General features: G+C 35.8%; 23 protein-coding genes. 1 reads left to right on the top strand and 22 read right to left on the bottom strand.

All coding sequences use genetic code 11. The features are described from left to right. Positions 1-51: 51 nt before the first annotated feature. From IEX81_RS10055 to IEX81_RS10000, 12 genes are all read right to left on the bottom strand, one after another. The gene (locus tag IEX81_RS10055) at positions 52-240 is read right to left on the bottom strand and encodes a hypothetical protein (protein WP_188802949.1); all 189 of its coding nucleotides are present in this window, start codon (positions 238-240) and stop codon (positions 52-54) included. 64 nt (positions 241-304) lie between these two features. Continuing rightward, the gene (locus IEX81_RS10050) at positions 305-889 is read right to left on the bottom strand and encodes a hypothetical protein (RefSeq protein WP_188802948.1); all 585 of its coding nucleotides are present in this window, start codon (positions 887-889) and stop codon (positions 305-307) included. 256 nt (positions 890-1,145) lie between these two features. After that, positions 1,146-1,463, bottom strand: a complete 318-nt coding sequence (locus tag IEX81_RS10045; protein WP_188802947.1) for a hypothetical protein — start codon at positions 1,461-1,463, stop codon at positions 1,146-1,148. A gap of 249 nt (positions 1,464-1,712) precedes the next feature. Further along, positions 1,713-1,961: a hypothetical protein gene (locus IEX81_RS10040; RefSeq protein WP_188802946.1), complete on the bottom strand. Its 249-nt coding sequence runs from the start codon at positions 1,959-1,961 to the stop codon at positions 1,713-1,715. 12 nt (positions 1,962-1,973) lie between these two features. Continuing rightward, a complete protein-coding gene (locus tag IEX81_RS10035; RefSeq protein WP_188802945.1) occupies positions 1,974-2,294 on the bottom strand; it encodes a hypothetical protein in 321 nt (106 codons plus the stop codon). Positions 2,295-2,297: 3 nt separating this feature from the next. Further along, on the bottom strand, positions 2,298-2,591 hold the full coding sequence (locus IEX81_RS10030) for a hypothetical protein (protein ID WP_188802944.1): 294 nt from the start codon (positions 2,589-2,591) through the stop codon (positions 2,298-2,300). A 293-nt stretch (positions 2,592-2,884) separates the two neighbouring features. Continuing rightward, positions 2,885-3,106, bottom strand: a complete 222-nt coding sequence (locus IEX81_RS10025; protein WP_188802943.1) for a helix-turn-helix domain-containing protein — start codon at positions 3,104-3,106, stop codon at positions 2,885-2,887. Positions 3,107-3,264: 158 nt separating this feature from the next. Beyond that, complete coding sequence (locus IEX81_RS10020) at positions 3,265-5,943, bottom strand: coiled-coil domain-containing protein (RefSeq protein ID WP_188802942.1); 2,679 nt, start codon at positions 5,941-5,943, stop codon at positions 3,265-3,267. A 212-nt stretch (positions 5,944-6,155) separates the two neighbouring features. Continuing rightward, a complete protein-coding gene (locus IEX81_RS10015) occupies positions 6,156-7,202 on the bottom strand; it encodes a hypothetical protein (RefSeq protein WP_188802941.1) in 1,047 nt (348 codons plus the stop codon). Between the two features lie 442 nt (positions 7,203-7,644). Beyond that, positions 7,645-8,229 (bottom strand): hypothetical protein, encoded by a 585-nt coding sequence (locus tag IEX81_RS10010; protein WP_188802940.1) that lies wholly within the window; start codon positions 8,227-8,229, stop codon positions 7,645-7,647. 142 nt (positions 8,230-8,371) lie between these two features. Next, positions 8,372-8,824 carry a DUF4365 domain-containing protein gene (locus IEX81_RS10005; RefSeq protein ID WP_188802939.1) on the bottom strand — a complete coding sequence of 151 codons (453 nt, stop codon included), beginning with the start codon at positions 8,822-8,824 and terminating at the stop codon, positions 8,372-8,374. Between the two features lie 47 nt (positions 8,825-8,871). Further along, the gene (locus IEX81_RS10000) at positions 8,872-9,447 is read right to left on the bottom strand and encodes a hypothetical protein (RefSeq protein WP_188802938.1); all 576 of its coding nucleotides are present in this window, start codon (positions 9,445-9,447) and stop codon (positions 8,872-8,874) included. A 171-nt stretch (positions 9,448-9,618) separates the two neighbouring features. On the opposite strand from IEX81_RS10000, the gene IEX81_RS09995 reads away from it, so the two are divergent. Beyond that, positions 9,619-9,822 (top strand): hypothetical protein, encoded by a 204-nt coding sequence (locus IEX81_RS09995; RefSeq protein ID WP_188802937.1) that lies wholly within the window; start codon positions 9,619-9,621, stop codon positions 9,820-9,822. Between the two features lie 40 nt (positions 9,823-9,862). Here the strand turns inward: IEX81_RS09995 and IEX81_RS09990 are convergent, their stop codons facing one another. The 10 genes from IEX81_RS09990 to recN all read right to left on the bottom strand — a co-directional run bounded on the left by IEX81_RS09990 (position 9,863) and on the right by recN (position 19,163). After that, positions 9,863-10,480, bottom strand: coding sequence for a hypothetical protein (locus tag IEX81_RS09990; RefSeq protein ID WP_188802936.1), 618 nt, complete (start codon positions 10,478-10,480; stop codon positions 9,863-9,865). 377 nt (positions 10,481-10,857) lie between these two features. After that, complete coding sequence (locus IEX81_RS09985) at positions 10,858-11,217, bottom strand: hypothetical protein (RefSeq protein WP_188802935.1); 360 nt, start codon at positions 11,215-11,217, stop codon at positions 10,858-10,860. A gap of 171 nt (positions 11,218-11,388) precedes the next feature. Beyond that, entirely contained in the window at positions 11,389-11,751 is a 363-nt protein-coding gene (locus tag IEX81_RS09980) for a DUF4236 domain-containing protein (protein ID WP_188802934.1), read from the bottom strand. 172 nt (positions 11,752-11,923) lie between these two features. Next, positions 11,924-12,841 carry a hypothetical protein gene (locus tag IEX81_RS09975; RefSeq protein WP_188802933.1) on the bottom strand — a complete coding sequence of 306 codons (918 nt, stop codon included), beginning with the start codon at positions 12,839-12,841 and terminating at the stop codon, positions 11,924-11,926. Between the two features lie 189 nt (positions 12,842-13,030). Continuing rightward, a complete protein-coding gene (locus tag IEX81_RS09970) occupies positions 13,031-13,369 on the bottom strand; it encodes a TM2 domain-containing protein (protein ID WP_188802932.1) in 339 nt (112 codons plus the stop codon). Then, positions 13,366-13,848 carry a hypothetical protein gene (locus tag IEX81_RS09965; RefSeq protein WP_188802931.1) on the bottom strand — a complete coding sequence of 161 codons (483 nt, stop codon included), beginning with the start codon at positions 13,846-13,848 and terminating at the stop codon, positions 13,366-13,368. Before IEX81_RS09965 ends, IEX81_RS09970 begins: the two co-directional genes overlap by 4 nt. A 17-nt stretch (positions 13,849-13,865) precedes the next feature. After that, positions 13,866-14,816: a tyrosine-type recombinase/integrase gene (locus IEX81_RS09960; protein WP_188802995.1), complete on the bottom strand. Its 951-nt coding sequence runs from the start codon at positions 14,814-14,816 to the stop codon at positions 13,866-13,868. 198 nt (positions 14,817-15,014) lie between these two features. Next, positions 15,015-15,830, bottom strand: a complete 816-nt coding sequence (gene spo0A / locus IEX81_RS09955; protein WP_188802930.1) for a sporulation transcription factor Spo0A — start codon at positions 15,828-15,830, stop codon at positions 15,015-15,017. Between the two features lie 234 nt (positions 15,831-16,064). After that, positions 16,065-17,336, bottom strand: a complete 1,272-nt coding sequence (gene spoIVB, locus IEX81_RS09950) for a SpoIVB peptidase (RefSeq protein ID WP_188802929.1) — start codon at positions 17,334-17,336, stop codon at positions 16,065-16,067. Between the two features lie 126 nt (positions 17,337-17,462). Beyond that, positions 17,463-19,163: a DNA repair protein RecN gene (recN, locus tag IEX81_RS09945; RefSeq protein ID WP_188802928.1), complete on the bottom strand. Its 1,701-nt coding sequence runs from the start codon at positions 19,161-19,163 to the stop codon at positions 17,463-17,465. Positions 19,164-19,205 lie beyond the last annotated feature (42 nt).

Raw genomic sequence — 19,205 nt, 5'->3', positions numbered from 1 at the left:
TAGGCATAATAAAAGCATCCTTATTTAGAGGATGCCTACATTAAATGTAAATTAATATCCTAATTCTTTAATTTTCTTTGCAGTATAACTCTTAGCCGCTTCTTTTTTAAACTCGTCATATGAAGAAAAATCCGTGTGTTGTTTAATAAACTCATCATTAAATAAATCTTCAATGTTCACATTTTTTAAATTATCATTAATTTGTTTTTCGACTTTTTTTAGTTGAGTTGTTAAATCCATCTTTCCCATCTCCCAATTTGTTATATGACTTAATTCAATAAAATAGGATATTTTTCCTGCTTATTCAATCATCAATTTTTACTTTCCAATTAATCATTGCCTGATAAACCCGATCAGGTATCCATTCCCTATATTTATCAGCAACTTCCTTAATCCGCTTTTCCTTAGCCACTTTATAAGCTTGAAACGCTTCTTCGGGTGTATTAAATACACCAATGCAGCCTTTACCGTTTATTTGTGCCATAAATTTATCCTTGTGTTTATTTACACCAATTGGAAACGAACCTCTAAACTTTGAATTGCTTGTGAAAAGTGAATTAATTTCATGGGGTACAAAAATACATGTAGACGGGGAATAGCATTTATTACCTTTAACGAGGATGTCTTTATCTAATTCCATTTTATGACCAGGTACTTTATAATAATTCTCTAGATACCAATTACGAAAATTGCTGTATGTATGCCATTCCTGTGCTACTGTACAACCTTTGTACCGTTCCCAATTCTTATATTTATCGCTTAAATATGTACGTCTCATAAGATTATTCCAGCAACAATAAATCTTATCATTCTTTTTAATTCCTTCAATTTCGCCTAAACTGTAATCTTTTACGACTTCTTTGATATTCGCCAACCATTTCCATTCCAATTCTTACCCTTGCCACAATTCCACTTTCATCAACACAATAAATCATTTTTATCATTCTCCTCTTTTTCATCATCATCATTTTTGAAACTGTTTCAGGTTTAATCTCCTTTTACTCCGCCTTGCTTCATTTTAAAAATTGCGCTGCGAAAATCATCGCAAAGAATCCGACTTCGCAACTTTGCACCATCACAAACTTTGTCCATTCAAACGCTGACAACCTTTGATCACTTATCATTCTCTTTAACTTTTCCATCACTTATCTTATCCTTGAATTTTTCAACAGCTTATCTACAGTTTTTTCAAATTCATCATCAGCTTCAACTTGTTCAGCAAGTGTTGTCAGTGAAACTGGTTCGATCTTTTCATCCAATGCTACAAGATCGAGAATCTGTTTAATATCACCTTCGCGATCTTTTTCATAAACATATGTGTCCTCGCTGAGTTTATAAACATCCCCAACAATTTTATCTTTAGTCAGGTATGTTGGAATAAGTTGCCCTCTCACATTCAACATCACAAAATATTCAGTGTCATCTTTCTTATTACTTTTTTTACTCTTTGCCTTAACAGCCATAGCCATATCATCCTTATTACAATATTTTTATCCGATATTTTCCGATCAAACAATCTACAATGCTATGATAAATAAAATTCAAATTTTGCCCACGCGTCAATCTGAATTTTATTTTAATCTCATATGTATCAATCATTTGAATTAATATTCGATTAGGGACAACTTCGCATAATGAGTCATAAACACTCATCATTGACACATTCCTGGGCTTATGTATTCTAAATTCCAGCGTGACAACAATCCCGCGGCTCATTTTTCATCAATCAATGACTCATTCAATTTATTAATAAGTTTATTAATATCTTCATCAACGTTAATGTTCGATTTTTCGATATTGATCTGAAGAAGCGAATCTAGATACTTAAGTCTTAACTCTGTCCATCTTATCTTGTCATTGTTTCGATAATGAGTTAGATTATTATTTTTTGTCGTATGACTCACATTGTTAACCACTGTGTTTTTTACCTTTGCCAACTTTTCATTTGTCTTTTCATCCATGCTGTTCACTCCTTATCTTTTTTCAATTCCGCCGGTCAGCTTTGCCTTAACGCCTTCAAGCTGTTTGTAAATTTCACGATTGTCTTCCAACAGATTATCAATCATTTTAAAAAGTGTAGATTCTTTTTCTTCGATTTCTTTAAGCCTTGGCATGATCGCGGACAACAATTGCTTATTTGCCGAGTAACATGCACCATAACAAATGTGGTCAAATTCTCTTAAAGTTAATTCACTTAATGACTTCTCCCTCTCACCATTTTCATAGCGGTGAATGCCATCATAATAGATGGCTTTACGATAATTCCTGACATCTTTATCTCGATCATCATACATGTATTAATCAGTCCCCTTTTCATCATGAATTATGCTAACAAATCTACTACCACAAGCTACATAAACATCAATAATGCTATGCGTGTCGCCTTCCTTGTCCGTGTAACCTACAGCACCATTTTCTTCAATTTCTTTTTTACAATAAAGGACTTCTTGCATTGGCAAAAAACGGTGAATCCAAGTGCCATCTCCACATTCCATGGCAACCACTGGTTCTTTATCAATTAATTCCCCAATAAAATTACTTAATTTCTTTTCTTTGTAATCCTTGATACTAAATATCTTTTCTTTTTCCATCCTTTTGAATCCCTTTCAGTCATTCAAAACATCTATATAACTCAAAAATAAAAGACACGCAGCGGCTAACTGCATGTCAAAATACATTATGGAGATTATACATACGCAAGAAATTAATAAAAATTAACGTCTTGTCGAAGCGCGATGCCCTTTTATTTATAATGGATGGTCGGAAGGATCGCAGTCGAGGTAATTAAACCGTCTGCCGACCATGAAATTAAACTTTGGAGGAAGTTTAAAATCGCAGGGCGAATAATTATTTAACGTCGCTACTCGCATAAACGACAAGTCCATTAGTCCTTACTCTTAACTGCCACTTTAAAAATGGCATATTCCGGATATTCTTCAATAAATTTTTTTAATTTGTCCTGTTTTGGCTCTGACATTTTATGTTTGTGATTAAAATAATAACTAATCATTGATGCCGTACACCCACATGCTTCAGCACATTGATTATTTGTTATTTTTTTTCTTCTCTTCTTCATATACAATTGATCAATTTCTTCATGCTTCATCTTCTTCATCTCCTGTCTATAAAAAAATCGGGACTATCGCCCGATATCATTTATTTTTTCAGTTTATGTATTTGATTTTAAAAATTAAATAAAAATATCATATCCATATAGGAATACTTGCCACATTCAATTAATACGATATTTTCAGTTTATAATCATTATAAAATTTTAGTTTGCGGAACTTTTTCATTAAAACATTCTATAAACGTTTCCTTATCATTCTTATAAATCGCATTAAGCACTGATACCCTAGCGTCTAACTCACCATCACTCGCTCTTTTAAGTATGTTAATCATCGTTTCCTTTGCAATTTTCATCCGACTAATCTTCTTCAAATTACCATTAATAATTCTCATCTGCTTTTCTTTGTTTTCAATTGTTTCTTCATCATCATCGCTTTTTCCTTCAATTTCGCTTTTCAATTCATTGATTTTCTTGTTCTGGTCATCCATAATTTCTTCTAATCGGCTAATTTGCTGGTTGTTCGAATTTCTAACACTCATCGAATCAACCAAGTCAAACAAATCAATGTTCATTTTCTTTTCAGCGTTCTTAATCTCATCCAATTTTTTTTCAAGGAAATTCATCGGACATTTTATTTCATCGTTGTATGTATCTTTCTTGCTATTCTTCTTGCCTCTGTATTTCCAGAATATAGGTAGCTCATGTCCGAATCCGCTTAATTTTTTTAGTTTCTTGATCTCGGTGCCAAAATCAATATTATAATATTTCTTCGCCAGATCAATTGCCACCTCACTTAGAATTGTTGCAATGGCAATTCCATCATTTAACCCTTTGCCTTTTCCTCCGAGATCCCAATATTTACTCATGACAAGCTGACCAGCGTTAACAATCTGACCGATTAAATACTGACTGACGCTCAATTGATTGTCAATTTTAAACATATCATCGGTTATCAATCTATACTTTCTTGGCTCTCCATCTGTTATTCCATTGACACAAACAGGATATTCTTCTTTCTTCCAAGTTCGATGTGCAACATTAAGAAGGCAATCATTGTCAAAAAGAACAATACTGTCACTATCGTAGTCCGACCCTGACAAAATTCTTTGTATTGGAAACTGCCGGGTATTCACACAAACAACATTTGGAGACAATTCAAAATAACGATTAATTCTTTTCTTATAAGTATTTCTTGCGACTAAAATGTTACTTGGCGAAGTGTTAGGATTCCGGAAGCCGACAAGTTCCTTACCATCATCAAACAACTTTGTATAAATCTGATTGCCGATTAATTCATCTTCCGGCAACTCATCTACTGTCGCAAAGAGATATGATAAACAATTTCCGAAAAGTACACAGTAATCTCCATGCAACTTTACTTTTCCTCTTCTCACATTTTTCACATAGTTGTGTATTTGTTTCGCTTTAAACTTACGGAAAATATCTGTGCAAATAAAATTTAAATTTCTGTTGCAAATATTAACAATCATTTCATTAGAGTTAACATCATTCTTTGTTTCTTCGAGATACTTCAAAAAAGTATTACTATCATTCTTTAATTTGTCGATATAATTTAATTCATATTTCAGAATGTCATCCATATCTTCAGACTTCATCTTCATGCTGTTAATCATCTGGTAACTTGTCTGTTGCAATATATGATTACCCGTATCATAGCCTAGCTTACTTGGCTTCTCATGCTTACATACTCCAAAAATCTGATGTTCATTCTTATCCACGAGATTAACCCAGTAATGCCACATTTCCTTTTTACTTTCCTTGAGATAAGCGAACCTCAAGAACTTACAGCAACTTGGTGTGACAACCATTTCAATGTTTTTGACAGGGATCGTTTCATGAAACATATTCTCAGTTTCCCATTCATCATAGGGAATAACCATTTCTCTTTTTTTGTAAATGTCTTCGAAGAATGTCTGTAAATTAGTTGCAAATGCCGCTGCTTTAAACATATGTTGTCTGAGAAGCATCATGCTCTGTCCATCTTCAAACTTTCCAGCATCGAGAAGTGCTTCCCCATCGGTCAGACAACTTTCAATGTCCGTCGTTCTGCGATCAACCGTCAAACTGCCATTTTTCATTTCAACTACATTTGCCATAGTGTTCAGCGTATCAGGTAAATCATCAATAATTAAAATATGATGAGGATCAATTTTGATTGTTTTTTCAATGCTCGTGCTGACCAGACATTCAGCGCTCAACAGCCTAGCCAGATCAATCTCTTGACCTTCGACAAAGGAAAGATTCATTCTTGACCAGTCAATCATTGGTTTAACAAATTTATCATTGATGAATAAGCATTGTCCTGTCCTGCTCTTTGCCGCTGATCGTTTATAGTGGACATAATGCTTTCTTCCAATAGTGAAACCATTTTCATAAAGATATTTTCTCAAATCTGATGCGTTCATTCCTTCAAAATTGTCATCAACCTTCTTCAATACATTTTCAAAATAGGATAATAATTCTTTTTCTGACTTCAGAATTTTTTCACTTGTTTTCGATAGCTCTAATTCTTTAATTCGATCTTCTGTTTCTTGTTTTTTACTCTCGTATATTTCCTTGAGTTTGTCACCATCATCAATAGTCCACTTAAACTTCACATTGATTAGGTCATCCGTTCTTTCTTTACCATTATCCTTATCAACTTTTACTTTGATACGAAGTTTTCTAAGTTTGATTAATTCCAGAGAATAAGGAAAACAGCCCAAATACTCTTCTTTTAACTTTTTGCCAAATAATTCATTAGCATAAATATCCGCTGCCTCAAACGAATTAATGTAAACCTGCTTTGTGTTTTTCTGGGCTTCAACCTCAACATTCTTTCTCTCTTCAACTCTGCTTACAACTTTTCCCATATGTATTAATCTCCTCTAATTTTTGATTTATATATTCTATGTATGTGTCTTCAAGTGCCTACCGCGCACCTTTTGTTCCAAAAGCCGCTTGCTCACATCCTTGTTTTTGCTACGCAAAAGCCAAGTCTGTGTATTTTTTTTATCTAAAATTATGTAACACAATCAATTCCGTGTTTATTTTGGACATTAACTGGGAGAATAATATATATACTTTACTTATTATTAGTCGAGTTATTGTCCAACTTTTTTCTTGTATGTTTTGGAAGGTGATTAACTTCATATCTTATGTATGTATTTTTCTTATCATCTATCAGATAATTAATTAATTGATCATTAAATATCAGGTATTTTTCATCTTGTCTAAGTGGATCATTTTTATTTTGAAACTTTCTTTTGATACTCTTCTTAATCCGCTCAACTGTATTCTGGTTTAATTGTAATTGCTTTTCTTCTTCTTCTTCTGGCATTAAAAAGTACGACTCAATGTCTTCCAAATATTCTTCCATATCTTCTATATCCTGTGAAAACAATATCCTATATGCCGGAAAGTAATAAACTATATTATGTTCCTGATACAGCAGATCGTTTACTTTACATCGAAATTTCACATATTGACCAGAAAGAAATATTCCTGTTTTTGTTTTAAACCCTAATTCCTTCATAACCTTCCTTTCTGCATCGGATATGTAACCATATTCTTCCTTAGTTGCTTCTCGAATATCAAACCATGAATCAACTACAGTTTCCCAACCATCCTCGATGGTATCTCCGTATTGATCTGTGTACCTTCTCTTTTTATTGATTAGCTTATCTTTGTTTCGTTTTAAGTAACAAACAGCAATTGCATCTTGCCAAAAAATTAAAGAGCGATTTTTTAAATCGTTTAATGCCGTTTCAATATTTCTTTTTAATAAATTATGTGTTGATTGATAAAAGTCATTTATGTATTCTTTTGGGATTTTACTTGCCTCTGATAGTTTCCCTCTCTTTGGTTTTAATCCCCTATACTCATCTTTAATCAAATGAAGAAAAAGCATAAGATCCATTCTTGATATGAACTTTTCGCCTTCATGCTTACCACTAACTAGAAAATCAAGAATCAATTCCTCAATAAGTTTTATATGTAAAACTTCTCGTTTCTTATGCGCCTTGGGATCTTTATGTATTTTAGTTATAGTGAATTTTCGGCCATCTTTTTCATAATCAAAGTAATCCTTCCACTCTAGTAATTGGGACTTCTTAGAATTTCCATCTTTCACATTTTCCCCTAGCACATCACACATTTCTTTATAATTTTTATATGTCTTCCCTTCTTTAAGCTGATCGGTATTCAGTTGTCATTCCCTCTTCCATTGATTGATTCTCCTATGTATTTTCTTCACCGCGAATGTTGTGCCATCAAAAAAATTCAAACAAAGTTTCTAATTCCCCTTGACCATTCGCATCACCTCCTGTATCATGTACTTGTAAGGAATGCCAGAACCCATATCAAAAATAAATAGATAGTAGTTAACGAGAAAAGACTAGACTTATCTCGATTTTTTGGTTTCAATATTATATTACTAGCTTTATAGATTAAAGTCAACACTTTTAATTGTGACAATTATGTGAACAAATGATAGATTAAGAGATCGGTTATGCGCCGGTCTCTTATTAGTTCCACAAATATGTTATGATGGTACTTCGGCATCCTCCATCTGACTAATGAAACTTATTATCAATAAACTTGTCTGCTAAATGAAAAAAATTTTGTTCTAACAGATCCAATCTATGTAATGACTGATTAATATTAGTTTCCCTTTCCCAATCTCTTAAATACCTAATCATTTCCATATATTCATCTAATTGATTAATTATTAGCATATTTTGATTAAACTTATCCAACTCTTCGATATAACTATCAATGATCTTTTTATTATCCCGAATATGATCAAAATTTTTTTCGTCTCTATTTCTTATTAAGCGAATATAAATAGCTATACTTTGAGCTTCCTCACCTATTTGTTCTTTAATGTAATTTATCCTTTTGACATATAAACTTTGTCTTTTTTCCTTTTCGATTATCTCTTTATTCTTTTTCTCTTCATCTTGCTTTCTCTGTCTCTCATTTTGTCTATAGAAAACAAATAGAGCGGCACCTGCGCTGATCATTGAGCCTATTATTGAACCAATAACTTTTTGTATTGGGTTTAATTGATGGAACGGTAAATAGATTAACACTATCAAAACAACGATCAGTAAAATCCATAAAATTAACCATTTCCAGAACTGTTTGTCGGAGAACAATTTCAAAACTCCTCCCCTCACTCTCTATGCTTCACATTCCCGTTCATAAATAAAACGATTATTTCATATGAATGCAAAAAGAACCTGTCTCTAAAGCCCCTTTTGATTTTTCTAATATTGGAATTAAGTTTAATTCTAACTCTCATAACCTTATTCCATTCAATATTTCAAATGGTTCAAGCAAAGGCATATTTTTCTTAGATATATTTAATCCAAACTCAGGCTCAGGATAATCTTTTCTATTTCGTATCAAATCATTTTCATCTTGAAACGCTTTTGCAGGAATCATGAAATGTCTCGGTGATTCACCACGTACAAAATACAATAGATATACATATAAATTTTCCTTAGTATTATTAAAATATTTTTTCTTGATTAGTACATAATTCGAGGTTCCATTTTTAATTGGTTTTCTAAACGATTTAACTTGAATATCAAAATACTTTCCATCTTTACAAACAATAAAATCTATACCATGATCATCTACTTCATTGTTGTAAACATAATAACCATATGACAAAAATTCAAGTCTAGCTAATGCCTCGCCGAACGATCCAAGTTGTTGATTGTTAAGCACGCTCCAATCAGTATTCATAATTATCTTCTCCTTTTAGTATTAGATATCATACTAGAATTGATGAGTTAATAAAATTTCAGGAAAGTTGGGTTTTTCTTAATTCTGATATCCTTTGTATCATCTGTTTTTAATTTGTTAACTAATATTCTCAACATCTTTTGTTTTAAGGTAAACAAACTATAATTTGAAGTTTTAAAGCTATGTCCTTTCTCACAATTAAATTGATATTTATGTAAATATGTCAGAGTTTCAGTTAATTCTATACCACAATTTGGACAAAGCGCTGTAATATCGCCAATTTCCATACTATTAAAATTATAATACAATTCCCAAAAGATTCCGCTGTAATTAAAATAAAGAAGATACTCATAGAATCTATTATCATTAATGGACCCTACGAATAAATTATCTTCTTGAAGTGAATCAAAATATGAGCGCATTTTATTAATAACAAATTTATATAAAAAAGAAATTATTGAAAATATCATGTAGGCTATTGCTATATATCCTAATAAAACAAAAAACCATTTGGGGATAAGTTTAATAAATTTTAAATTATTTTTTTCAAGATAGTCAGCACCTATTTTTACAACCAAAGAAATCATTATCTTCTCTGCTAATCCGATAATTTGTTTTAACATTTCATTACCTCCGCAGTTATGATAGCATATCTCTCATCAACTGTAACACAAAATAAAATTTGAATATTGTTTTAAATAAATAATGGTTCAATGATGTTTTTCCATACCAAATAATATTTTAAAGGTTATCTAATAAATCTTGTCGAATATGGTAAATATATAGATGAACACATGCCAAGATCAAACGATGAAATCATTACTGAATTAGGCACTGAGTCTGTGTTGAATTATGAACGAATCACGGCCATGTTTTATCTATTGATGGATAAAGGAATAATCAGTCAGGAAGAATTTGACGCTAAATTCAAGGAAATACATACACATTTTGAGGATCACATCAAAGGAATCTTTGGTGAAGATGTTGAAATCGAGTAATTTAAAAGCACTCCCTGAAAGAGTGCCGTAGAAATGAAAATTATTTTCTTGGTACTTTAGGAATTGAAGCATTAATTTCGTTATATTCTGTTTCAATTTTACTTGTTATTTCATCACATTGATTCTTATAACTTGAAAGAGAACCGCTAGAATCAGGTGCAGACGCTAAAGAGTATAATGTTTGATAATCGCCATATAGATTATTTAATCTATCAGTAATACTCTTAAACAACTCAGGTGGGGCACTCAAATTAGACATATCTTGATGTACATTGTTATTAAAATCATCTAGTGATTGCAAAACTGATTTATTATCGTCCTTAACATAACCAAAAAGGCCATTAACATCTAATACCAATTCAGGCATATTATCTGTTTTACTCCAGTAAGATCCATTTATGAGATAATAGCCCCAAGCACTAATATATTTATCAGTAATTGGTTTAGCGTATTGATATGATGAATATATATCGGAAAGAGCAGTTCTAAAATTCTCGTCGTATTTGTTTTCTTGATCAATTAACTTTGCTTTAGCGACTGCCACTTGATGTTGATGGTAAAAATAATATCCTCCACCACCCCCTGCACCTATAAAGACAGCGATAATGGTCATAATAATCCATAATAACTTATGATTTTTATGTACCTCTTCACTCAAAATAAACTCCCCCAGTATAAATTATCTGTATCTTTACTCCTAATAATTGTACATTAAATATGGATTTTTCTACCATTTTATAACAAAATAATACAATTTCTTATGTCCAACTTTGGGCGTATTTAATATCGCCAAAGTTGGCGGTTGAACTTTCAAAGTTTCACTATGCAACTTTGGATTATTTTGACCTGATATTGACACTGACAACATCATGGCCTGGCAGCGCAATTCTTCGCCGTGAAAGGGGCTGTATGCATTGCATACCCAGCAAATTTGATGCTTCCCAAATCTGGGAACGATTCCGCTGTTCTTTAAAAGAACCTTGAAATCATCCCCTATGACAAATTTTCAAGCACTCTCTGTGAGAGTTATTTTACTTATTGTTCTGCTGCTTTTTCTTGCTCTATTGGCGTAGTATCTTGAATCGTTATTTCTTTTTTCGGCTTTGTATCTGATTTGTGAACTCCCCGTATTATTGCACATGTACTACCAATGATTGCGGAAATGAATCCTATTACAATCCATACCAACCCTCTTAATCCCATGATTATATAATTGTAAGCATCCCCACCAACAACATGATTAAAAATTGATCCGGTAGGATTACCAAGTAAATCCTTCTGCTGATCGGGATAATAATAAGCAGTAACAATTCCGAAAACAATACAACCTAATGCAATAAGATAAAAAATCCAGATTACAGCTGATAAACTGTCTTTTGCGCCTTGAGCCTTCATACAAAATTCCCCCAATAGGATAATCTATTTATATCTTTACTCCTATTAGTTTGACATTAATTTTGATTTTCCTGCCATTTTATAACAAAATCAGACAATTATTTGCAACTCCTTTTGAAAAAGGCGATCTACCCAATTTCCATTTGAAAACGGGAACCCCACCATTACTATTTAGAAAAACAATACTCTAACAATCCAAATCAGAATAAATAGTACAATTCCAACCTTCAAGAGTTGCCATCCGAGGCTTATAAGCGCACCAATTAACTCAAATACAGCCACAATTGAGCTTTTATTTTGCTGATTAAACGCAGCGGCATCGTGAACCTGACCTTCTTTTGGCTTAGTTGAGTATTGTTTGCTCCAATATAGCCCTTTAACAGGTGTACTATAAGACTGAGTAACCTTTTTGGTAACAGGATTTATTGTAGTCCGTGCTGCTTTACCTCCAACCGTCCATGAATGTGATTTTTTGCCGAAGTTTAAGGTTAGTCCAGGAAATATTTTAACGCTTCGCCGATATCGCCAGCCCATTTTAATCAGACTCCTTTTACTAAATTATAATCCATTCTGAATTTATGGTAAATTTTATCTATTGATTATAAAGCCCATATAAAGCCATATAAAAGGCTTGCTGTGTTTTCGATAGATTGTACCTAAAATTAATTTGCGTTAAATGTGGCTAATCCTGAGCATTTAAAATTAATCAGTGTGGTATTTCAAATGCTAATTTGCTGAAGTCAGCACCATATTCGTTTTCACACTCATCTAAGAATATATCATGGCATTTATCCTTAACAATCTGCGTATAGTATGCATATATATTTTTGACTTTCTTAATCTTCATCTGCCCTATTAGTTGCTTGAGTGACCATATTCCCGCCTGTGATACATTCTCAGGCTCGATATTAGCTTTATATGCTTGCTGGTGAAGAATTTTCCATAATTGGTTTATACGTGCAACATTCAGACCAAAATGAACTTTGTAGATAGTTCCAAATTCTTTATCAATGTATTGTGGCAAGTAATCCAAGTCAGAATCAGTAGGAGTTTCATCATTCTCGCTACGATCTTTTACAGATTCTTTTGATAGACTTCTAGGTGAAAAAGAGGTAGAAAACGGATCGTCGGCTGAATCAATTGATAGACTTACTGTTTGCGAGTTTCCAGTAACGACATTTGCAACGTCATTATCAACGACATTAAGCGACAAGAAGGAAGTCCAATACTCAAAATATGGGTGTGAAATGAATAAGAAAACGGGCTTCCCAGTTAGATTCAGGCATCCTCTGCGCCGGTAAGCTATATAAATCAACCCCTTATTAGAAAGAAAATTAATTGCTCTATCAAGTGTCCTTTTGCTGATATTATGACGTGTTAAATAGCCTTTTGAAGCGTAACAAAAGCCCTTTTCAGTAGCCATAAAGCATAATTCGTCAATTGCCGAACGTGTCCCATCGGCTAATCTCTGCCATTTATCCTCATAAGCAGCCATAATTTCACCTTTAAGTGAGTTTTTAATGTCTTGCTGCTCTGATTTATTAGTGTAGCATGTATGATAACTTAGCATCTGCCTAAATTGGCTGTGTTCAATGATCGTTCTCTGTTTTGTTCGTGTTTTCATATTGTACGCTCCATCTTCATCAAAATTTGAGCGTAACTGAACAAGCCTAAGCATTGACGTATTTTTTTACGTATGCTAGACTATGGCTATTAGGAAAATAACCGTATATTCAGTTACAAGAAAATCACCTCGGCAAAGGTGGTTTTCTTTTTTGTTCATTTATATAGCTGTTTATGAATGATTGTTATCTTATACTCGCTTTGCAAGAACTTCTTTTTGGACATCTGTTTCTATCTTCTTGTTATATTTTCCGACTATGCCAGGTATTAGAAACAAATCTACAAACGTCCAAACAACCGTTATGGCAAGGAAGAGGTATCCAATCAGAAAGAGTACAGTTAGATAACCAAGAATACCTAAAACAAGCATGGCACTGGCTGATCCTTTTCTTCCAAGATAATAACGATGAATGCCGAGTGTTCCAAAGATGATTGCCAGGACATAGGCAACTAAGATGTTCTTTCCTCTCAACTGGACTTCACTATTCACGACAAGTTTTTCTTCGTTTGTTAGATGAATTATGCTCATTTGTTTTCATCCTCCTCATAAGGCAGGTAAATGCCTAGAATAGATAGTGCTTTTTCAAACCCATTTAACCGAGACTCATGAAAGTGTGTGTCTGGATGTGCTTCAGCCAGATCGTAGAGCCGTTTCTGTTCTGCTTTGAGCTTGTCAACGATATGTTGCGGCAGATTGGCTCTAAATGGCTGCTCTCCTCTGTATGCCTCTTGATAGGTCATCAAATGTACCTCCTCCATTTCTCCGTCTTCTGGACTTGCAATACCTTTAACATCAATGTCCCAATCAGCAATATCGATTGGTAATGCTTTTCCCTTAGTGTTTTTCAATGTTGTTTCAACGTTGCTTAGTGCGGTTACATCAGCAATGGCATTATCCTTGTCATTCGATTTTGTATCAACAAATCCACAGAGTTTTGCTTCGACAAAAAGACGATAAGATTTTTCTTGAGTTTCTTCTTTTAATTCAAGTGCGTTGATTGCTGACATAATTGATGGTCGCTTCCTTATCTCAATTTTTTCGTTAAGTTACTCAATGGCGAATAGCGTTGATAAATTTGTCCGATTTCTTCGTTGGTAAAGTCTAAATATGCTGATTTGGTTACTTCTGTGGAACTGTGTCCGAGTAATTGAGACAAAGATGCTAAGTCTCCTCCATTTAACAAATAGCGTTTCGCATAATTATTTCTTAGAAGATGAGGATGAACATCGACATTTGCCCTTTTCCCCGCTTGGCGAAGAGCATATTCAAAATTACGTTCTTCAAGTTTCGTTCCCCTGATTGTTGGAAATAGCCATTCACTATCTGAATAACGATCCCAAAATTTAATCCAGTGTTTCAAGTTCCGTAACATTTCAAGTGAAAAGAAAACATATCTTTGCTTTTTGTTTTTTGGATTCGTAATAAGCAACGACTTATGCTTAAAATCTAGATCACGAACCATAACATTTAAAGCTTCTCCAATTCGAATACCAGTATCAAATATCAGGAGACAAACTGTGTAATTACGATAACCATGAAATGTCGTCACATCGAATTGCTTCATGACATTAATAAAATCATCATCTGAAATGAGTCGTTTGACTTTTCGCTCAGATTTGATATTCGGTATTTTTTTGATTGGATTCTTGATCAACACTTCTTCTTCGTGAAACAAATAATTAAAAAAAACTTTCAGATCACGCACATAATTTGAAATGGTTGTAATTGACAATTCTTTTTTATAATCTGTCCTGTTGATGGGATGATTAATCTTCTCTGACTCAGGATTGCTTACAGCCGTATATTTCCCACGCTGTTTCAGATATTGGATATACTTTTGAATGTGTATTTTTTCAACTTTTGCGACTTCGTCAATCTGAAATTCATTGTGCATGTAAATAAAAAACAATTTAATAGCTTGCTCATAAGACATCAATGTTTTTTTGGAAAGGTTTTTTGACGTGCAATACAACATGAAATTTTCAATATAGAAATCGGAGTCCTTCAAATATAAAACACCTCCTTTTTACTGAATTTCTCAATCCAATAAATTGAAGGTGTTCATATGAATAAGGAAGAAATATTTGTGGGTTTGGTGGTGGAAAATTCCGATGTTTGTTGGTTAATCGGGTGTGGATTCCAACAATATCCTTTTTGAAAAAATCCCTTCATTTCAGTGAAAAACGCCGCTGCGTTCGACTTCATCCGCCCGGTTCTCAATCCTGAGCTTGTCAGCAACCATGGCGATGAATTCGCTGTTCGTTGGTTTTGCTTTTGAGATCGATATCGTGTAGCCAAACAAGGAAGAAATAGCTTCTACGTTTCCCCGGCTCCACGCAACCTCTATGGCATGGCGAATGGCCCTTTCTACACGGCTTGACGTCGTTTTATATTTCTTGGCAATGTCAGGATAAAGCACCTTTGTTATTGATCCAAGCAGTTCTATGTCATTGTAAACCATAGATATAGCTTCCCGGAGATACATATACCCTTTGATATGAGCAGGCACACCAATTTCATGGATGATACTGGTAATGCTCGCATTTAAGTCGTGGGGTCTGCTCGGAATTGAAGGAGCGGGCACTCTGCCTGAAAATACGGGATCCATCTCTTTCTTTCCGGCAACCTGACGGATATTGCTTGCTAAATTGGCCATATCAAACGGTTTCAAAATAAAATAAGAAACACCCAGCTCCACAGCCTTTTTAGTCACATCTTCCTGGCCGAACGCAGTCAGCATGATAATGCTGGGCTTGGGAAGCGCCGGGTTAGCATGAATCTGCTCCAAAACGCCAAGACCGTCAAGATGAGGCATGATAATATCTAATAAGAGTACATCCGGAATTACAGTTTTCAGCATTTCCAGGCATTCCTGGCCGTTCTTCGCTGTTCCGATCACCTCAATGTCATCCTGAGACGTTAAATATTCGTTAATCAACCGTATTAATTCCTGATTATCGTCAGTCAGACATACTTTGATTTTTTGCAATAGTAATCCCCCTCATCAATGTTCTCCATATAATTTTTCGACAAGGGGGAAAACTTTCCTTTTATTTCTTAATTTGATTCATCTATTTTTATCTTGCATTTTTTTCATTTTTCCGTTTTTTTCTACAGTATTCGTTCCTTTTCGACAGATGCCGACAGTGCTTTGTCGTACAGTTTTTCAGCTCGATATACCTTTTTTCTGATAGAACTTAAAAAATCTCTGCGATTTAATTTGTTAACCTGCCGCTTGTCTCAATTGATTTTTCTGGGAAACGGCCAATCCCGCCTCTTGAAGCATCCATTCAATATGCACACCGTAACCGCTTGTTGGATCACTGACAAAAACGTGAGTGACCGCGCCCACTAATTTTCCATCCTGTATGATCGGGCTGCCGCTCATTCCCTGAATAATGCCTCCTGTGGCCTTCAGAAGACGAGGATCAGTTATTTTAATGACCAGCCCTTTTGTCGCCGGATATTTTTGCGGAACCGAATTCAGAATTCTGATGTCAAATGCCTGAACTTTATTGCCGTCAAGTACGGTCAGAATTTGGGCAGGCCCTTCTTTAACCTGATCGGCCAGCGCAATCGGGATGGCTTTTCGTTCTGCCACCGAACGCGTTTCGTAATTTCCGCGAAGATGACCGTAGATACCGAACGGCGTGTTTTTATCAACAGATCCGATGCTTGAGGCATTATCTGGAAAATAGGCAATTTTTTCTCCCGGTTTTCCTTCTGCTCCTTTTTCAATGGCCTGAACGGTAGAACGCACAATGCTGCCTTCCCTGATCCGGATCGGCTGTCCGGTATCCCTGTCGGAAATGACATGCCCAAGTGCACCGTACGATGATGTCTTCGGGTCGTAAAAAGTCATCGTCCCTATACCTGATGCCGAATCACGGATATACAGGCCAAGCTGATAATGCCGATCATTTCTGTCCATGACAGGAACAAGCCTTTTATCAAGTAGCGTCTGCTGACGGAGAATAGTCAGCCTGACGGGCGCTCCTCCTTGAGAGTCCGTGATCATCTGCCGGACGTCTCTGATCGAAATCATTTGTCTGCCATTTATTTTAGTGATGACGTCCCCAACATGAATCCCGGCAGATTCACCAGGTGACGCCTGTCCTTCTGCACTGTCCACAAGATGATAGCCGACAACCAGAACCCCGCGTGTATTCAGTTTTACCCCTATAGACTCTCCTCCAGGGACCAAGAGAAGATCAGGCCGGATCCGGGCATCCGCTTTTTGAAGTTGCCGACTGAAGAAGGATGTACGCTCTATATTCTCCCCATCTTGCCTCTGATAAACAGAAGCAGCTCCTAATTTACGATTCTCCATGGCAATCGGCGATCCGCTTGCCGGCTGAGCATGAAAGCGTAATGCCCCCGTTTGATCCAGTTTGGATTTGTCGACGATCTGCACGGCCTTCATACTGCACAGCCCAACCAGAAAGCCGAGAAGAACAAATCCGGTCAGCATTCCGAACCATTTTCTATGTCTCATGACTCACTCTCCTCGCTCCATACGCACTCCTGTCTTGCGGTGCATTATTTAAAATGACCTGCGCGGAGAAGATTTATGAGCATTGTGAATCAAGTATTGATTCCATAACAGGATAGCTGTTCCAACTTACATTTTCACTTTTTCAGCCATTTTCAGTAATTCTTTGGCGTGTTTTTTTGTCAGATCCGTTATTTCTGTGCCTGAAATCATCCGCCCAATCTCGCTGACTTTTTCCTGATCAGTCAGTTTTTTTACAATGGTTTTCGTTCGGTTGTTTTCCGTCACCTTTTTTGAGATATGCAAATGGTGATCTGCCATAGCGGCAACTTGAGGCAGATGAGTAATACAGAAAACCTGGGAGGATTTTGAAAGGCTGTAAATTTTTTCCGCCATGGCCTGGGCAACACGACCGCTCACACCGGTATCGACCTCATCAAAAATGATCGACGTCAAACCGATGACTTGTTTAAAATTGGATTTAATCGCCAGCATGATCCGTGAAAGTTCTCCTCCCGATGCGACTCTCGCAAGCGGCTTTAATGGCTCCCCAGGATTTGTCGTGATATAAAATTCGGCTTTATCAATACCATCCGCCTGATAGCTCCCAAACGACTCCAGAGCGTCTTGCTGCTTCAGCCGGACATCAAACAGGGCATGTTCCATATATAAATCCTTAAGCTCACGATTAACGGACTGTGTCAGCTGAACAATCGTTTTTTTTCGCACCGCTGATACGGTCAGCGCCTTCCTCCTCAGTTTATCCAGATGACTGAGAAACGTTTTATTAAGTTCATCATACTTTTCATCCCGATGAGTCAGATCATCATATTCCTTTTTAATTTTCTCATAATAATCCAGAATTTCCCCGATATTTGCACCGTATTTCCGCTTGAGCAGATGGATATCATTTAATCTAAGCTCGATTTCGTCAAGCCGGTCGGGAGTATACTCCATTCTTTCCAGATAATTCCGGATCGAAGAGGACTGTTCTTCAATGACGTAATAACAATTGGAGACTGATTCATAAAAATCTTTCAGCCCTTTGTCCAGATCCTGAACCGATTGAAGCTCTCCTGCAGCGCGCCTGAGCCAGTCAAGGCCCTTATCTTCCCCGCCCAGCGCTTCATAGCTTGTTTTCAGAGCCTGAAAAACCTTTTCGAAATTAACGAGCTTTCGTTTTTCTTCGAGAAGCGTTTCCTCTTCACCTTGTTTTAATTGTGCGTTTCCGATTTCTTTGATCTGAAATTGAAGGAGATCGAGACGCTGCGCGATCTGCTTTTCATTTTTATTAAACTTCGCGCACTGCCCGGCCAGTTCCGCGGTCGTCTGGTATTCCTCCCGATAGGCCGACAATAGGCCCGCGATCTTGTCTCCGCCAAACTGATCAATCAGCGGAAGATGGCGTTCGGGGTCAAGCAAAAGCTGATGCTCATGCTGGCCGTGTATGTCAATCAATTTTTGGCCAATTTCATGAAGAGAGGCAAGGGTAACTAGTTTGCCATTCACCCTGCAGATGCTTTTCCCCCTCCCGGAAATTTCTCTCTTTAAAATAATCATGTCTTCATTCTTATCGATTCCCAGATCCTCAAGAAGCGGCAGCACTTCATGGTGATCATTAATTTCAAATAAGCCCTCGATTTCCGCTTTTTTCGTTCCGTGACGGACATACTCAGAGGAGCCACGTCCGCCCGCAAGCAAACCGATCGCGTCAATAATGATCGACTTCCCGGCACCGGTTTCTCCCGTGAAAACGGTCAGACCGCTTTCGAATGTGATTTTCAGCTTTTCGATAATGGCAAAGTTCAGAATCTGCAGTTCAAGAAGCATCGCCATAACTCCTTTCTTACCATCGAACATAGGTTCTGTATC

Origin of the sequence: Sporolactobacillus putidus (genome assembly GCF_014647035.1) — a bacterium.
GTDB classification, from domain to species: domain Bacteria; phylum Bacillota; class Bacilli; order Bacillales; family Sporolactobacillaceae; genus Sporolactobacillus; species Sporolactobacillus putidus.
This window is presented reverse-complemented; position numbering and strand designations above follow the sequence as displayed.

Bases quoted from the DNA above. Each gene is read 5' to 3' on its own strand.
- IEX81_RS09965 (WP_188802931.1), bottom strand. From the start codon at position 13,848: ATGTCAGCAATCAACGCACTTGAATTAAAAGAAGAAACTCAAGAAAAA.
- IEX81_RS09975 (WP_188802933.1), bottom strand. From the start codon at position 12,841: ATGAAAACACGAACAAAACAGAGAACGATCATTGAACACAGCCAATTT.
- recN (WP_188802928.1), bottom strand. From the start codon at position 19,163: ATGCTTCTTGAACTGCAGATTCTGAACTTTGCCATTATCGAAAAGCTG.
- IEX81_RS10045 (WP_188802947.1), bottom strand. From the start codon at position 1,463: ATGGCTGTTAAGGCAAAGAGTAAAAAAAGTAATAAGAAAGATGACACT.
- IEX81_RS09995 (WP_188802937.1), top strand. From the start codon at position 9,619: ATGCCAAGATCAAACGATGAAATCATTACTGAATTAGGCACTGAGTCT.
- IEX81_RS10035 (WP_188802945.1), bottom strand. From the start codon at position 2,294: ATGTATGATGATCGAGATAAAGATGTCAGGAATTATCGTAAAGCCATC.
- IEX81_RS10005 (WP_188802939.1), bottom strand. From the start codon at position 8,824: ATGAATACTGATTGGAGCGTGCTTAACAATCAACAACTTGGATCGTTC.
- IEX81_RS10030 (WP_188802944.1), bottom strand. From the start codon at position 2,591: ATGGAAAAAGAAAAGATATTTAGTATCAAGGATTACAAAGAAAAGAAA.
- IEX81_RS09970 (WP_188802932.1), bottom strand. From the start codon at position 13,369: ATGAGCATAATTCATCTAACAAACGAAGAAAAACTTGTCGTGAATAGT.
- IEX81_RS10025 (WP_188802943.1), bottom strand. From the start codon at position 3,106: ATGAAGCATGAAGAAATTGATCAATTGTATATGAAGAAGAGAAGAAAA.
- spoIVB (WP_188802929.1), bottom strand. From the start codon at position 17,336: ATGAGACATAGAAAATGGTTCGGAATGCTGACCGGATTTGTTCTTCTC.
- IEX81_RS10020 (WP_188802942.1), bottom strand. From the start codon at position 5,943: ATGGGAAAAGTTGTAAGCAGAGTTGAAGAGAGAAAGAATGTTGAGGTT.
- IEX81_RS09960 (WP_188802995.1), bottom strand. From the start codon at position 14,816: ATGTTGTATTGCACGTCAAAAAACCTTTCCAAAAAAACATTGATGTCT.
- IEX81_RS09985 (WP_188802935.1), bottom strand. From the start codon at position 11,217: ATGAAGGCTCAAGGCGCAAAAGACAGTTTATCAGCTGTAATCTGGATT.
- IEX81_RS09980 (WP_188802934.1), bottom strand. From the start codon at position 11,751: ATGGGCTGGCGATATCGGCGAAGCGTTAAAATATTTCCTGGACTAACC.
- IEX81_RS10055 (WP_188802949.1), bottom strand. From the start codon at position 240: ATGGATTTAACAACTCAACTAAAAAAAGTCGAAAAACAAATTAATGAT.
- IEX81_RS10040 (WP_188802946.1), bottom strand. From the start codon at position 1,961: ATGGATGAAAAGACAAATGAAAAGTTGGCAAAGGTAAAAAACACAGTG.
- IEX81_RS10000 (WP_188802938.1), bottom strand. From the start codon at position 9,447: ATGTTAAAACAAATTATCGGATTAGCAGAGAAGATAATGATTTCTTTG.